Source organism: Sedimentibacter sp. (genome assembly GCF_032080165.1).
Taxonomy (GTDB): Bacteria; Bacillota; Clostridia; order Tissierellales; family Sedimentibacteraceae; genus Sedimentibacter.
The window spans coordinates 394061-408585 of the sequence record NZ_DAMASY010000001.1; the positions used below are offsets into that span (position 1 = coordinate 394061).

The 14525-nt window shown below is 32.8% G+C and carries 15 protein-coding genes and 1 riboswitch; of the genes, 11 read left to right on the forward strand and 4 right to left on the reverse strand.

The genetic code is table 11. The features are described 5' to 3' along the window. Positions 1–43: 43 nt before the first annotated feature. A complete protein-coding gene (locus tag RT412_RS01815; RefSeq protein ID WP_313339759.1) occupies positions 44–934 on the forward strand; it encodes a YegS/Rv2252/BmrU family lipid kinase in 891 nt (296 codons plus the stop codon). A gap of 146 nt (positions 935–1080) precedes the next feature. On the opposite strand, the gene RT412_RS01820 is transcribed toward RT412_RS01815, so the two are convergent. Together RT412_RS01820 and RT412_RS01825 are read right to left on the reverse strand one after the other, a co-directional pair. Beyond that, complete coding sequence (locus tag RT412_RS01820; protein WP_313339760.1) at positions 1081–2160, reverse strand: 2-hydroxyacyl-CoA dehydratase family protein; 1080 nt, start codon at positions 2158–2160, stop codon at positions 1081–1083. Between the two features lie 118 nt (positions 2161–2278). Beyond that, positions 2279–2971: a 5'-methylthioadenosine/adenosylhomocysteine nucleosidase gene (locus tag RT412_RS01825; protein WP_313339762.1), complete on the reverse strand. Its 693-nt coding sequence runs from the start codon at positions 2969–2971 to the stop codon at positions 2279–2281. Positions 2972–3183: 212 nt separating this feature from the next. Here RT412_RS01825 and RT412_RS01830 point away from each other — a divergent pair, with 212 nt between their 5' ends. The 6 genes from RT412_RS01830 (at position 3184) to RT412_RS01855 (ending at position 9444) form a co-directional block, all read left to right on the forward strand. Continuing rightward, complete coding sequence (locus RT412_RS01830; protein ID WP_313339763.1) at positions 3184–3432, forward strand: GIY-YIG nuclease family protein; 249 nt, start codon at positions 3184–3186, stop codon at positions 3430–3432. A 163-nt stretch (positions 3433–3595) separates the two neighbouring features. Further along, positions 3596–4420: a DegV family protein gene (locus RT412_RS01835; protein WP_313339764.1), complete on the forward strand. Its 825-nt coding sequence runs from the start codon at positions 3596–3598 to the stop codon at positions 4418–4420. 78 nt (positions 4421–4498) lie between these two features. Then, on the forward strand, positions 4499–5362 hold the full coding sequence (locus RT412_RS01840) for a nitroreductase family protein (RefSeq protein WP_313339766.1): 864 nt from the start codon (positions 4499–4501) through the stop codon (positions 5360–5362). A 97-nt stretch (positions 5363–5459) separates the two neighbouring features. Next, a complete protein-coding gene (locus tag RT412_RS01845; protein ID WP_313339767.1) occupies positions 5460–6368 on the forward strand; it encodes a D-2-hydroxyacid dehydrogenase in 909 nt (302 codons plus the stop codon). A 27-nt stretch (positions 6369–6395) separates the two neighbouring features. After that, the gene (locus tag RT412_RS01850; protein ID WP_313339769.1) at positions 6396–7418 is read left to right on the forward strand and encodes a P1 family peptidase; all 1023 of its coding nucleotides are present in this window, start codon (positions 6396–6398) and stop codon (positions 7416–7418) included. Positions 7419–7464: 46 nt separating this feature from the next. After that, a complete protein-coding gene (locus tag RT412_RS01855) occupies positions 7465–9444 on the forward strand; it encodes a sulfatase-like hydrolase/transferase (RefSeq protein WP_313370485.1) in 1980 nt (659 codons plus the stop codon). Between the two features lie 82 nt (positions 9445–9526). Here RT412_RS01855 and RT412_RS01860 read toward each other — a convergent pair whose 3' ends face one another. Beyond that, positions 9527–10381 carry a hypothetical protein gene (locus tag RT412_RS01860; RefSeq protein ID WP_313339772.1) on the reverse strand — a complete coding sequence of 285 codons (855 nt, stop codon included), beginning with the start codon at positions 10379–10381 and terminating at the stop codon, positions 9527–9529. 252 nt (positions 10382–10633) lie between these two features. Here RT412_RS01860 and RT412_RS01865 point away from each other — a divergent pair, with 252 nt between their 5' ends. Continuing rightward, positions 10634–10858, forward strand: coding sequence for a glutaredoxin family protein (locus RT412_RS01865; RefSeq protein WP_313339773.1), 225 nt, complete (start codon positions 10634–10636; stop codon positions 10856–10858). Between the two features lie 108 nt (positions 10859–10966). Continuing rightward, positions 10967–12034, forward strand: coding sequence for a D-cysteine desulfhydrase family protein (locus RT412_RS01870; protein WP_313339774.1), 1068 nt, complete (start codon positions 10967–10969; stop codon positions 12032–12034). 285 nt (positions 12035–12319) lie between these two features. Here RT412_RS01870 and RT412_RS01875 read toward each other — a convergent pair whose 3' ends face one another. Beyond that, entirely contained in the window at positions 12320–12505 is a 186-nt protein-coding gene (locus RT412_RS01875) for a DUF1858 domain-containing protein (RefSeq protein WP_313339776.1), read from the reverse strand. A gap of 220 nt (positions 12506–12725) precedes the next feature. Here RT412_RS01875 and RT412_RS01880 point away from each other — a divergent pair, with 220 nt between their 5' ends. Both RT412_RS01880 and RT412_RS01885 read left to right on the forward strand, forming a co-directional pair. Beyond that, a complete protein-coding gene (locus tag RT412_RS01880) occupies positions 12726–13664 on the forward strand; it encodes a hypothetical protein (RefSeq protein ID WP_313339777.1) in 939 nt (312 codons plus the stop codon). Between the two features lie 79 nt (positions 13665–13743). Next, positions 13744–13848: riboswitch (SAM riboswitch) on the forward strand. 183 nt (positions 13849–14031) lie between these two features. Beyond that, complete coding sequence (locus RT412_RS01885; RefSeq protein WP_313339779.1) at positions 14032–14502, forward strand: YbaK/EbsC family protein; 471 nt, start codon at positions 14032–14034, stop codon at positions 14500–14502. Positions 14503–14525: the final 23 nt, after the last annotated feature.

A 14525-nucleotide genomic window follows, 5' to 3' on the forward strand; every position in this document is an offset into this window, starting at 1 on the left:
TAAAATGAATTAAGTAAAGAATTACTTATGAAAAGGTGATAAAGTGAAAAGATACTATGTAATTTATAATCCTTCGTCCGGAAAAGAACTTGCCGGACAAAAAATATTTCGCGTTTCTGAAACATTATTAGAAGTGGAAGATGTAGAATTTACCTTTTACGCAACAAAGAGAAAAGGCGGTGCGGAGCTTGCTGCAATAAGGGGTTGTCAAGAAGGTTATGATATGATTATTTCATGCGGGGGAGATGGTACGGTAAGCGAAATAGTAAATGGCATAATGAAAAGTCCTGTTAAAACAAAGTTAGCCATTTTGCCTGCAGGAACGGTAAATGATTTTGCTGTCCAGCTTAAAATACCGAAGGCATATGCTAATTTTGCCTCTCTTGTTATGAAGCAAAATTTCAGAACGATAGATGTTGGTAAAATTAATGATAAGTATTTTATCAATGTTGTGGGGGGAGGAGCATTTACAAGTATTCCTCACAATGTAACAATTGAGGCAAAGACTATATTAGGAAAATATGCTTACTATTTTCAAGCTGCTTTAGATGTTCCGGGACAGCTTGAAAACACTCACGAAGTTACATATATAATAGATGGTGTTGAATATACTTACCAAACATTATTGTTTTTAGTTATAAATTCTTCAGGGGCAGGGGGATTTAAAAAGTTGTGCCCGAAAGCAAAGCTGGATGACGGCTTATTGGATGTAGTTATTTTTGAAAAAACAAACAATGCAGAATTATTGCAGATATTTACGAAGGTTTTTAACGGACAACATATTACTCATCCTAAAGTTCATTATTTCCAAGGAAAAAATATTAAAGTACTTTCGGAAAAAGGAATACCCATAGATACGGATGGAGATTTATGCTGTAATGTACCTGCAGAAATATACTCAGTGCATAGTGCCATAGAAATACTTACACCATAAATAGGCTGCCGAAAATGTCCCCCTGCTTCGTTGCCGTTCAGCCAGCCAATCCTCACGTATGTCTGAATACGCTGCGGTTGTCCGGCTTCCGGCGCCTTGCAGGATGAACATTTTCGACAGCCTATTTTTTGATAATAAAATTTACACTAACAAAAATTATCCTTTTTTGGATTTATTTTTAATTCCGTTTCAAAAATTTTGTTAATTTCAATGTTATCGCCATAATTAACAGTTAGTGATAAATAGGGTAAGCTATGATTAGGCTCAGGTAATACATTACATCCTGAAAGCCGTACATCTATTACCTGAGAAATATTTTCATTGAAAATTTCTTTTGTAAAATCGTCATCATTTACATATTTATTTGCCAGTGCTCTGTAAGGATTTTCACAAGGCTTTACAGGATTGTTATTTTCGCCTTCACAAAATGATGTGGAAAAGATAACAAAAACATCCTTGTTTTGTGATAACGGCTTTAATATTTCTTCTGTTAATCCTGCTAACGGAGCACCTGTTATAAGAATCGTCTTAGCATTATTATTTTTATTAAATATATCGATACTTGATGATTCTTTTAATATACTATATATTTCAGAAAGCTTTGAATATCTTTCGTCTAAATCTAAAATAAACTGGCTTCCATATATTATATTGTATAAGTCACAGACGTTTATCGGACATTTTCTTTTCATATACATATTAATAATTTTTACTGTAATATCACTGATGCTGTTAACTTTATTAATTACCGCATTAAGCTTTTCTTCATTCATTTTTTTAGAAAATTTATTTTCGATAAAATCAACAAATTGTATATATTCCAATTCCAGCTCATCGGCATTTTTATAATCCTTAATAATATATGTGTCTTTAAATTTATCAATTTTTGAAATCATTGAAACCTTATGAGGACACATATCATTGCCGATGATTATATCGGATGAATATATCAGGGGACATCTTTCTGTGGCAGTATAGCCATAGCTTGATTTTACAACAGAGCAATTTTCTTTATCTAAAATTCCATGTGATGCAAAAATATTGGAGCCGTCAATACCATAAACATTAACAGGTGTTATATCCAATGCCCATAAAAATTCTCTGGGAATATTTTTGCCGAAAATGCCTGCAACATGTCTGTACTGACTTTTTAAGTATATGGCGTCAACATAAGCATTTCTTCTGGCTTCCTGAAATTCTTCCAATAAATTATAAAGATTCTCCATTTAATTCACCCTTTAGAGATTTCTTCGACCTGCTCCACGAGATTGAAGATTTCCAACATTATACACTTAAATCCTCCGCGTTTTAGATTTTAAGAAATCATTGAAATTTTAAATTTAGTTATATCGATTTTAAAAATTCATTAATAAGCTGTGTTGATTTTTTGGCCGCTATTTGTGTAAATGTAGGAAAATCCATATGTGCCGAGCCGTTAGCTTTATCGGACATAGCTCTGACTATGCAAAAATCCACATTGTTGATATAACAGACCTGACCGATTGCTGCACCTTCCATTTCTGCACACAGTGCATCAAAATTATCAACGATAAAATCTTTCCTTTCACTGCTGCAAATAAACTGGTCTCCTGAAGCGATGGTTCCAACGGTTACGTTTGTTCCTTCGATGGTATCTGCAGATTTTTTGATTTTCCGAACTAAATCTTGAGGGCAAGGTATTTTAACTAAATTAATACCGGATAAAAATCCTTTCGGATCGCCGAATGCCGATGTATCAAAATCATGCTGTACTACGTTATCGGATATAACAAGGTCAGCAATATCTAAATCTGAACTTAAGCTTCCGGCTACACCTGTATTTATAATCGCATCAGGGGCATATTTTAATATCATTGTTTGCGCACAGATGCTTGCATGAACTTTTCCTACCCCGCATCTTGCAACAATAACATTTTTTCCCTGTAATGTGCCGCTGTAAAAAGTAATTTGGCTTATTGTTTCTTTTTCTATATTTTCCATGTTTTCTATAAGTTCTTGAACTTCTATTTCCATGGCTCCGAGTATGCCTATTTTCATTATTTCCCTCTCTTCAATTGTTTTGGCATTATTTTATTATATGAAAATATAAAAGTCAAATATAACTAAATTAAGATGTCCCTCGCCTATAGTCGGGGGACATCTTAATGCGGACAAATATTTGTCCGCATTTTAAAATTAAAAAAGTATAAGTACTATTTATAAATATTTTGTGTTAAAATAAATATCATGTTAATAATAAGGATGATAATATGCATTATATATATATTGTGAAATGCAGTGACGGTTCATTGTATACGGGCTATACAACTGATTTGGATAGAAGAATGAAGGAGCATAACAGAAATCAGGGAGCAAAATACACAAGAGGCAGAACGCCTGTTTCTTTAATGTACTATGAAGAATTTAACAACAGGGGTGATGCAATGAAAAGAGAGTGCGACATAAAGAAATTACCAAGAGAAAAAAAGTTATTATTAATAAATACTAATTCGCATTAAATTAGTTCCCTTGAAGCGAATTAGTATATACTGTTTTCCAATGCCGTGGACAAATACTTGTCCGCTTTATAAAATAAAAACAGTATAAATAAAATATAAATTGTATAGCATGTCAAATTTTGCTATAATTAGTTTAATAAAATTTAAGCGAAGGAGAATTTGTATGAAAGATAATTTAATAGTTGACAGTTGTGTTGACTTTAACGAAGATACACAGGATATCGGTAGAATACCATTCAGAATTCTAATCGACGAAGAAGAAATAATTGATGAAAATTTAAACATACATAATCTTATAGCAAAAATGAAAAATACAAAGAACCAGATAAAAACAGCTTGTGCTCCTCCTGAGGATTTTATCAATAAATTAAGGGAGCATAAAAATAATTTTGTGGTAACTATATCCAGTCAGTTAAGCGGTTCCTACAACAGTGCAATGGTAGCTGTTGAAAGCTTTAAGGAAAAGTTTCCAAACAGCTTTGTACACATTTTTGATTCAAAGACTGCCGCTACAGGAGAAACATTAATTGCTATGAGGGTAAAGCAATTAATAGAAGAAAACTTTAATACTGCAGAAATTATAGAACAAACAAACAAGTATATTTCCAAGGTGCGAACATTTTTTATACTTGAATCTTTAGATAACTTAGCTAAGAACGGAAGAATTTCAAACTTTAAAGCAATACTTGCAAATATGCTGCACATTGTTCCTATCATGGGGGAAGATGGTGAAGGCAGAATAGAATTAAAGGAACAGGTTAGAGGCAGAAAGAAAGCTTTTGCAAGATTGGTTGATATGATTGCCGAATACAATGTGGATTTTGAAAATACGGTATTGGGTATTACACATGTGAATTGTCTTGAAAAAGCAGAAAAGCTTCGCGATGATATAAAAGCAAGATATCCGTTTAAGGACATTAAAATATTTAATTCATCAGGATTAAGCACCGTTTATGCTGACGATGGGGGAATCGTTATAGCATTTTAAATCTTTAGAAAATTAATTGTTATTTTTACATAATAAGTGGGTATAAAAGCTATAATAAAATGAATACGGAGGGAATGTATGGAATACAAAGACATTATTTCAAGAATCAAATCGGTCAGAGATTATAAAGAAGATACTGTAAGTCCGGAAGTATTAGAACAGCTTAAAGATTATTTTGAAAAAGGAAAAAGATTATTAAACGACATACAGATTGAAGTTATATTAAAAAATAAGGATGAGGTTTATGACAATCTTAAAAATATTGCAGGTTATAATGATCTAATGATTGAAGCACCTCATTATTTAATTTTTCTTTCAGAGGATAAGGAACATTATATAGAAAATATAGGATACACTGTACAGAATGTAATGCTGAAGGCTTTTGAATCAGGAGTCGGCTCATGCTGGATAACTATTAAAGACGGCGATGCAATAAAAGAAAAGTTAGACATCAAGACAGATAAAAAATTGTCTGCTCTTATTGCTCTTGGTTATGATGACAATAAAAACAAGGTATTATATGAAAATATATCTGAATATAATCCTTCTCATGCTGAAGTGGAAATAGTGGAAGATAATGTTTCGGAAAGAATGAGAGTCAGAGATTTGGTTTATTTAAACAAATGGGGTGAAGATGTTAACCCGGATGAATTGGCGAGATTAGGACTTTTAGAAGCGTTCTTTTATGCGAGGTTAGCCCCGTCAACAAAAAACAGACAGCCATGGAGATTTATTTATGATAACGGTACTGTTGTTCTTACTTTGAGAAAAGATGAAAATGTAAATGAATATGAACAAAAAGTTGATACAGGAATAGTGATGCTTTACTTTAAATTTATTGTTGACAGCACATTGTTCAACTTAGAATGGAAATTTGGCAAGCCGGAAAAAGATTATGAAATACCGTCAGACTATGAAATTGTAGCATACTGCATCAGTTAATTATTGTCATTCATAAGTCAGAGACCGTAGAATGACATAATAATATATTGATTTTATTGGGGCGCAGATGCGTCCTTTCTTAAATTTAGGAGGACATATGAAAATAATAATTGATAAACATTTTTATGAAATAGTTACAAAAGCATTTCCTGAGATTGAATTTTACACTGAAATCGATCAATGCCCGGATGCCGAAGCAGTAATTGGTCAGCCGGAGTTAATGCAAAAAGGAAATTTGGAGAAGCTGCCTGAGCTAAGCTGGCTGCAGCTTTTCAGAGCCGGGTTTGACATGCTTGATATGGATTATATCAGAAAAAGAGGTATTATCCTGTGCAACGGAAAAGATATATTTTCCATACCGATAGCTGAAGATGTAGTTTGTAAAATATTGATGCACAGCACTAATGCATTTAAATATTTGGAGAATAAAAAATCTCATATATGGGATAATCATTTAAAAAGGGATGAACTTAACGGACAGACGATTGGTATAATCGGAACCGGTTCAATTGCAACTGAAATAGCAAAAAGGTTACAGCCTTTCGGAGTAAAAATATTAGGATACAAGAAAACTCCTGTTATCAGTATGCCGTACTTTGATGAAATATACGCAGGAAAAAAGGGTTTGGAATTTGTAATGGCAAACAGTGACTATTTAGTTGTGACTGCAGATTTAAACAAAGATACATACCACTTAATCAATAAGGATAATATCAAGTTCATGAAGGAAACTGCTTCTGTTATTAATATTGCAAGAGGAGCAATTATTAATGAGGAAGATTTAAAAGATGCTTTGAAAAATAAGACAATAAGCTACGCAGGGCTTGATGTATTTGAAGTTGAACCTCTGCCGGAAAATGATGACCTTTGGAATATGGATAACGTATATATAACACCTCATGCTTGTGCTTTAGTTAAGCAAAACAAGGATAGATGGGAAAAACTGATTATAAAAAATATTAAAAACTTTATAGAGAATGAAACGTTAATAAACGTAGTCAAATAGCTGTCCGAATTGGAGGATATTGTAATAATGGGGTTAGCGAAGGATGGAAAAATTAAAATAGGGAAAATAAAAAAAGGTAACAGGAACTTAATTACTGATGTTGAAGGGGTCAAGGTTGGTCATGTAACATTAAGCGATGGCAAAATAAAAACCGGGGTTACTGCCATATTGCCGCATGGAGGCAATATGTTCAAGGAAAAGGTAATGGGAGCTGTAAGTGTTATCAACGGTTTTGGCAAAAGCATGGGACTGCTGCAGATAGAAGAGATTGGAAGCATTGAAACGCCAATTATGATGACTAATACATTAAGTGTGGGAACTGTTGCTGAAGGATTAGTTAAATACATGCTCAGTGAAAATGAAGATATAGGTACTAAAACAGGAACGGTTAATTGTATTGTAACGGAATGCAATGACGGTAATCTCAATGATATAAGAGGTCTTCACGTAAAAGAGGAGCATGTACTTCAGGCAATAAATAATGCCGGAGCTGATTTTGAAGAAGGAGCAGTAGGAGCAGGCACGGGAATGGTATGCTTTGATTTAAAAGGCGGCATTGGTTCTTCTTCAAGAATTATTGAATTAGATAACAAGGAATATACAATTGGTACACTTGTATTAGCTAACTTCGGTTCAAAAAAATATTTGACTATAAACGGTGATAAAATCGGGGAAAGAATCAATAACAGCGATAAAGTAAGTGTCGATCAAGGATCAATAATAATAATTATCGCAACAGATATACCTCTTAGCGAAAGACAATTAAAAAGAATTGCTAATCGTTCTGTGGCAGGCCTCGTAAGAACCGGCTCATATTTAGGTAATGGAAGCGGAGATATCTGCATATCCTTTACTACGGCAAATATATTGAAACATTACCCGGATACAAGCATAATTGACTTGAAAATGATTGAAGAAAATTCAATAGAATATATTTTTAAGACAGTGGCTGAATCGGTTGAGGAGTCTATTATAAGTGCTTTGTATCATGCTGAAACCACAACAGGAATTAACGGAAAGACAGTTAAAAGCCTAAAAGAATATTTATAGCCGTTGAATAACGGATAAAATCCTTATTGAATGAAAGAAGATAATAATGACTTCTAAAATGAGAAACATAAAACATTTATTTTTATTACCCTTAATAATTATATATTTTGAAACGGTTTTAAAAGTATCTGTATATGAAGAAGTATTAAATGATGGTTATATCTTTATGTGTTTGTTTTCTATTCCCGCAGGTATTGCTTTTTATTTACTGACATCGGGATTTAAAGAAAAAACAAATAAGATACTGTTTATAACCATATTATCATTGTTAACAATTTATTACGGCGGACAAATGCTTTACTATAAGATTTTTTCCACCTTTGCTTCATTGTATTTTTTTATAGGAGCTAAAAAAGCGGCACAATTTGCATTTATATTATTTGAGACAATAGGAAATAACCTTATTCCATTGTTTTTTATGTTGCTGCCTTTAATTGTTACCGTGATTTTGTTTAAGAAAGTTAATTTGTTGAAGATACCCAAGGAAAATATTTATAAAATTGCCTTTTCTGCTGCATTGCTTCAGGCATCGGTAGTATTCTTTGTGGTTTCTTCCGATAAGGGGATGCTCAGCCCTTCTTATTTATATACTGAGGTTTTTCTGATACAGGATTCTGTTGATAAATTTGGACTTTTAACAACAGGACGTTTGGATATAAGGAACATACTTAAAAATATAGATGTTTATGCGGAAGAATCCGGACCCATAAAAATAGTTGAATCCGAGGACATAATAAATAATGATACACCTGATGTCATCGAAACAGAGATAGATGAAAACAATATTGTTTATGCATACAACAAGTTAAATATTCCTTTTGATGAGCTTATAAAAAATGAGAATAGGTCATCTGTCGCAGATATGCATAAATATTTTATGAATGTTGAGCCCACTAAGAAAAATAAATATACAGGAATATTCAAAGGTAAAAATTTAATATTAATAACTGCAGAAGGATTTTCACCATATGCAATAGACAAGGATATTACTCCAACCCTGTATATGATGCAGAAGAGCGGCTTTAAATTTACGGACTTCTACACACCTCTTTGGGGAGTCAGCACATCGGACGGAGAATATGTAGCTTGTACAAGTCTTTTGCCTAAGGAAGGTGTTTGGAGTTTTTACAAGTCAGCAAAAAATTATATGCCTTATAGTATGGGAAATCAGTTGAAAAACGCAGGGTATAATACATACGCGTACCATAATCATTATTATGATTATTATTTCAGAAATGAATCTCATCCTAATATGGGCTATATTTATAAGGGATTGGGTAACGGGCTTGACGTAACGGAAACTTGGCCTGAATCAGATATAGAAATGATAGAATTATCTGTGCCTGAATTCATAAACAACCAGCCATTTCATACTTACTATATGACAGTAAGCGGTCATTTACAGTATAATTTTACAGGAAATTACATAGCGGCTAAAAATAGAAGTTTAGTAGAGCATCTTAATTATTCGGAACATGTTAAAGCATATCTTGCATGCAACATAGAGCTTGACAGGGCGATGGAAATACTTATTGCCAAACTTGAAGAAGCAGGAATCGCTGAGGATACATTAATAGCCATAAGTCCTGACCATTATCCTTATGGTTTGACTAAACAGGAATTAAGTGAGCTTGCGGGAAAAGAAATTAAATCTGATTTTGATCTTTACAAAGGTGTCTTTCTGCTTTGGTCCAAGGGTATGGAGCCGGTTGAAATTAATAAGGTATCTTCAAGCTTAGATATTATACCTACAATTTCAAATTTGATGGGTTTGAATTATGATTCAAGATTGCTGATGGGCAGGGATATACTGTCTGATACAGAACCATTGGTTGTATTTGAAGACAGAAGCTTTATAACAGATAAAATTATATTTGAAGCAAAGACAGAACGAGTTACAAATAAAGAAGGATTCGATGCCGACAGCTCTTATATAAACGAAAAAATTAATGAGGTTAAGCAAAAATTTAAATATTCAAGTTTAATTTTGGATAATAATTATTATAAGGCGGTATTTAATAAATAAAAAACATGAGATTCCTCACTGCGTTCAGGATGACAAAGTATTTCGTCATTCCGAACGCAGTGAGGAATCTCCCTATTTATTATCATTCTATCGTTAAAAGGTGTTCGCAGCCTGAAGGGCATTGAGTGTATGTTGAATTGTTTATACAATTGGAATTTAATTTGCTTTTTAATATTCTGCCCTGTTCAACATCATCCTTTACTTTGACCATGTAGCCGATTCTTTTAATTTCTGAGGGCTGCAAGCTCCCCACATCCCATTTGACAATTGTTTTTCCATTGAAATTATACACATTTTTAGGTTGAAGGTTGCTGGAATCTCCTATAAATGCTAATCCATTGTCTAAGATACACCTGACATAGACGCTTCTTGCCATGTCGTACTGACCGGTGCTGCAATGGATGTAATACTTGATTGATTTTCCCTTTTTTAGCTTATCAGCATCACATTTGACTGTAAGCTCGTAGTCGCAAGCAAGAGATGTGGCGGAACAGGAGGCTACATAATCATTGCATATTAAATGACCATAGTAATGAATTTTCTCTTTGTGAGGTATTTTATCACCTGCATTTTCAACGCAATCAAGAGTATATTTATCACAAAGACCAATGTCCAAGGTTATTATATTTGTTGAATTGGGTGATAAATTAATATTGTTGGCGAATACTATTACATTATTGTTGTACACATCCTCGCATGGTTCAACAATTTTTACTTTATCAGCTATGTTATCAGGTCCCGTATGCTCCATATTTTTTAAATATCTTATTCCATTACCTAATGTAGAACTAAATGAACATAATTTAAATTGATTACTGTTGTTTATAAATTCAATATTTAATTTATATATGTAAGATGGTATAAATGAAGTGTTTGGAATACCTGCGCCCTTTAAAATTTTATCAGGTGGCTTGATTGAAATAATTAGTTCTTTCATATATTTCATTCCTTTCATGTTTTAATAAGCATAATTGTATAATACTAATTTGCATTAATTCCCTCTAAGCAAATTAGTATATACTGTTTTCCCATTCTGCGGACAAATATTTGTACGCGTTTTAAAAAAGAAACAGTATAAATTATATTATTCCGATTAAACTTATTTGTGAAAAATTCAGTTAAATATTTATGGAGTTATATTATAAGTTATGGTAGAATAAGCGAAAAGATACTTTCTTAGGAGGAACATATGAAAAATATAAAAATATTCTCAAGCTCAACATGTCCTAATTGTACGTTAGTAAAGGATTTGGTAAAGGAAAAAGGATATGACTATGAAGAAAAAAATGTTTCTTTAGATGCTGAAGCAAAAAAGGAACTGATATCAATGGGTTATATGGGTGTACCTATAACATTTATTGATGACGAGGTTGTTGTTGGTTTTAATAAACAAAAATTAGAAGAATTGTTATAAAAGATAAATTAAATGAGCAGGAAACTGTTTTTTCAACAGTCTTCCATCTTGATGACTTTGTCATCAATCTGACGAGCAGGAAACTGCTCATTTTTGTAGGAGGCATTAATGAAATTAGAAAGTTTACAAAGAATTGAAACAGGATTTTATAAAACACCTATTCACAAACTTGATAATTTGAGCAAAAAGTATGGCATGAATATCTACATAAAAAGAGATGACTTAACGGGTTATGCACTTGGCGGCAACAAACTTCGAAAGCTTGATTATTTGTTAAAGGATGCATTAGATAAAAATTGCACTGTTCTTTTAACCTACGGAGGACCTCAAACCAACCATGGAAGGCTGACAGCTGCCGTAGCTGCAAGATTCGGGTTAAAATGCGGTATTATAATGGATGGATCTGCTCCAAAAAAAGCTACAGGAAATTTAATTCTTGATAAAATGATGGGTGCTGATTTATTTTTCATGGACGATACGGATTTTGCCGATGAACCAAGGGAGATAAAGACAGCAAAATATAATCAATTAGTTGATAAAACTACCAAAGAAGTAGTAAAAATGTATGAAGAAAAAGGCGAAAAGGTATATTTAATCCCTGTTGGAGGAAGCAGTCCTGTCGGTGCGGCAGGTTATGTAATGACCGCAAAGGAAATCAAGGATCAGCTGAATGAAATGAATTTAAATATTGACTATATATTTACCGGCTTTGGATCAGTTGGAACGTATGGTGGTCTTTATTTAGGTGCAAAATATTTTGATGCGGGATTTACCCCTGTAGGTGTGTGTGTTTCTCATAAAAATGATGCTGAAATACGGGAAAAGGTAGATTTCATAAAGGAAACCAATAAGTTTTTGGAACTTGGAGTTAATGTTACAAATGATGATATGTGGATTGAAAAGGGTTACGTCGGAATTTCCTATAATGTTCCGGATCCGGAAACGAGAAAATACATGTATATGATGGCGAGAGAAGAAGCAGTAATTTTAGATGCTTGCTATACATCTAAGGTATTCAGAGGAATGATTGACTTAATTGAAAAGGGTAAAATTGCAAAGGATAAAAATGTAATGCTCCTTCATACAGGCGGAGCACCGGGGATATTTTCCGAAGGACATGCCGATGCAATGCAGGAAGAGCTATGGGGAGAAACTCAAAAAGTATTTAAATTATAAGTTTAATTAACAATTTTATCTAAATTAACTAAAATATTTGTATACTATTAATTTTAGAAATGTAAACAATAAGTTCATAAGCAGATATTCATTGTTTGCTTTTTAAATAGAAAACCGGCATTTATTGCAATTCAGTATTTTCAAATGCTTTGCTATGAGAATAAATCGATATTTAAGTGATCCGATAGATATGACATCAGTTAATATGCATAAAGGATACCAAAAATAAGATCGTAATCTGAATTGGAATTTTGCCGGTTTTGTATGCTTTAACCCTGCTTATTATTAATTATTTAAAGCTGCAAGCAAGTGTTGTAAATCCATTCCGTGAACAGCTGCTGCTTCTTCTAATGTTTCCATTTGAGCACCCGGGCATCCTACACAACCCATTCCGTGCGCCATCAATATTTCTGCAGCTTCAGGTTTAGATTGAATAATTTCACGAATAACCATATCTTTAGTTATAGACATAATTTTCCTCCTTATTAAATTGTTAATTTAATTATACATGATGAAAAATTCAGATTCAACAAAAATTATAAATTACCAACGTATTCCTGTGGATTGGTATTAAAAACTGTTTGAATCATAAATTGATGTATGATATACTTACAAATGTTAAGGACAGTATAAATTGTTTTATCTATATACATATCTCGTTTATATAGGTCGCAGTAAAAGGAGAACTAATATGCATCGTGAGTTAAATGAAAGAATCAGTTATGTTAAAAAATGTATGGAAAAAAAGAATAAATTAAATACTCTTTTAAAACAAACTGAACAAGATATGATTAAGGAAAAATTACTTTTAAATAAGCTTTCAGAAGAATTACGAAAAGAGAATGAAGATGTTTTAAAATTAGAAGCTGCAAATATGACTTCATTATTTTACGCCATATTAGGAACTAAGGATGAAAAATTAGAAAAGGAAAAGCAAGAGGTATTAAAGGCTCGCCTTAAATATGACCAATGTAAAAATAATGTTGAATATCTTGCGAGGGAATCCAAGAGGTTGGTTGATGAGCTTTCAAAGGTTGAAGTCTGTGAATCGGAATATGAAGATTTAATCAATAAAAAGTTAGCACTTATAAATCTTGAAAATAAAGAAATCAGTGATGAGCTTAAAAAGCTTATTGAACGTAAAGAAAGCATGCATGCTAATATAATTGAAATCGATGAGGCGATTAAAGCAGGAGAGGAATCTTTATTTGAAATTGAAAACACGATTAAAGAGCTTGAAAGTGCCGAAGGATGGGGTATTGCAGATATATTAGGCGGTGGCCTTATAGTTACTGCCGTAAAATATGACCATATCGACAAGGCAGGCAAATATGTTGATGACGCTCAAAGAGCCCTCGGCAGATTTAAAAGAGAAATGTCAGATATAAAAATGATCACCGGTACAGAAATTTCCATAGGTACATTCGATACATTTGCTGATTACTTTTTTGACGGTTTAATTTTTGACTGGGTTGTTCAATCTGAAATCGGTAAATCATTAGATGCTGTTAAAAATACCAAGAATCAGATAGATAAAGCAATGTCAAAGCTTTACGAAGAAAAAGTAACCGAAGAATTTATGTTAAAACAATTGGAAGAGAAAATTAAGAATATTATAGAAAGTGTATGAAATAAAAAAAATTTAAAATACTGTTGACAAATATAAATTTATAGTATAAAGTGTTTTTTAACAATTAAATAAGAATTACTTCTTATCAAGAGAGACGGAGGGATCGGCCCGGTGATGTCTCGGCAACCTGCAGTTTTGCTGAAAGGTGCTAATTCCGACAAAGATTTTCTTTGGGAGATGAGGAGACGGTTAAGCTATTATACCCTCTCGTCATTGAGAGGGTTTATTTTATGCCCTAACCCTATTTTTCAGGGTGTTTTTTCTGAAAAATAGCGGTAGGTCAAACGCAACTAATTCCAAAATTTTGCGACTTCAGGAGCAGAAAATTTTGTGAATTTGACTGCGATATATAAGGAGGGTTTTATATATGTCAATAGAAAAAGTCAGAGAATATCTAAAACAATTTGGTAAGGATCAGGATATTCTTGTAATGGATGAATCAACAGCAACGGTTGAATTAGCTGCAAGAACTCTTGGAACAGAAGAAGCAAGAATAGCTAAATCACTTTCCTTTTATAACGGAGATGATGCAATGATTATCGTTGTTGCAGGAGATGCTAAAATTGATAACAAGAAGTTTAAAGAGTATTTTGGATTTAAGGCAAGAATGCTCGTGCCTGAAGATACGGTAAAATTTACAGGTCACGCTATCGGCGGTGTTTGTCCCTTTGCACTTACTGAAAATGTAACAGTATACTTAGATGATTCAATGAAAAGATTTGAAACTATGTTTCCTGCTTGCGGCAGCGGTAATTCTGCAATTGAACTTACACTGAATGAATTAGAAAAAATATCAAAATCACAAAAATGGATTGATGTATGCAAGAATTGGAGATAATGTAATATTAAGATTTTAAAAAT

Coding starts and splice junctions, on each gene's coding strand:
- RT412_RS01820 (WP_313339760.1), bottom strand. CDS start 2,160: ATGGAGAATCTTTATAATTTATTGGAAGAATTTCAGGAAGCCAGAAGA.
- RT412_RS01825 (WP_313339762.1), bottom strand. CDS start 2,971: ATGAAAATAGGCATACTCGGAGCCATGGAAATAGAAGTTCAAGAACTT.
- RT412_RS01830 (WP_313339763.1), top strand. CDS start 3,184: ATGCATTATATATATATTGTGAAATGCAGTGACGGTTCATTGTATACG.
- RT412_RS01835 (WP_313339764.1), top strand. CDS start 3,596: ATGAAAGATAATTTAATAGTTGACAGTTGTGTTGACTTTAACGAAGAT.
- RT412_RS01840 (WP_313339766.1), top strand. CDS start 4,499: ATGGAATACAAAGACATTATTTCAAGAATCAAATCGGTCAGAGATTAT.
- RT412_RS01845 (WP_313339767.1), top strand. CDS start 5,460: ATGAAAATAATAATTGATAAACATTTTTATGAAATAGTTACAAAAGCA.
- RT412_RS01850 (WP_313339769.1), top strand. CDS start 6,396: ATGGGGTTAGCGAAGGATGGAAAAATTAAAATAGGGAAAATAAAAAAA.
- RT412_RS01855 (WP_313370485.1), top strand. CDS start 7,465: ATGACTTCTAAAATGAGAAACATAAAACATTTATTTTTATTACCCTTA.
- RT412_RS01860 (WP_313339772.1), bottom strand. CDS start 10,381: ATGAAAGAACTAATTATTTCAATCAAGCCACCTGATAAAATTTTAAAG.
- RT412_RS01865 (WP_313339773.1), top strand. CDS start 10,634: ATGAAAAATATAAAAATATTCTCAAGCTCAACATGTCCTAATTGTACG.
- RT412_RS01870 (WP_313339774.1), top strand. CDS start 10,967: ATGAAATTAGAAAGTTTACAAAGAATTGAAACAGGATTTTATAAAACA.
- RT412_RS01875 (WP_313339776.1), bottom strand. CDS start 12,505: ATGTCTATAACTAAAGATATGGTTATTCGTGAAATTATTCAATCTAAA.
- RT412_RS01880 (WP_313339777.1), top strand. CDS start 12,726: ATGCATCGTGAGTTAAATGAAAGAATCAGTTATGTTAAAAAATGTATG.
- RT412_RS01885 (WP_313339779.1), top strand. CDS start 14,032: ATGTCAATAGAAAAAGTCAGAGAATATCTAAAACAATTTGGTAAGGAT.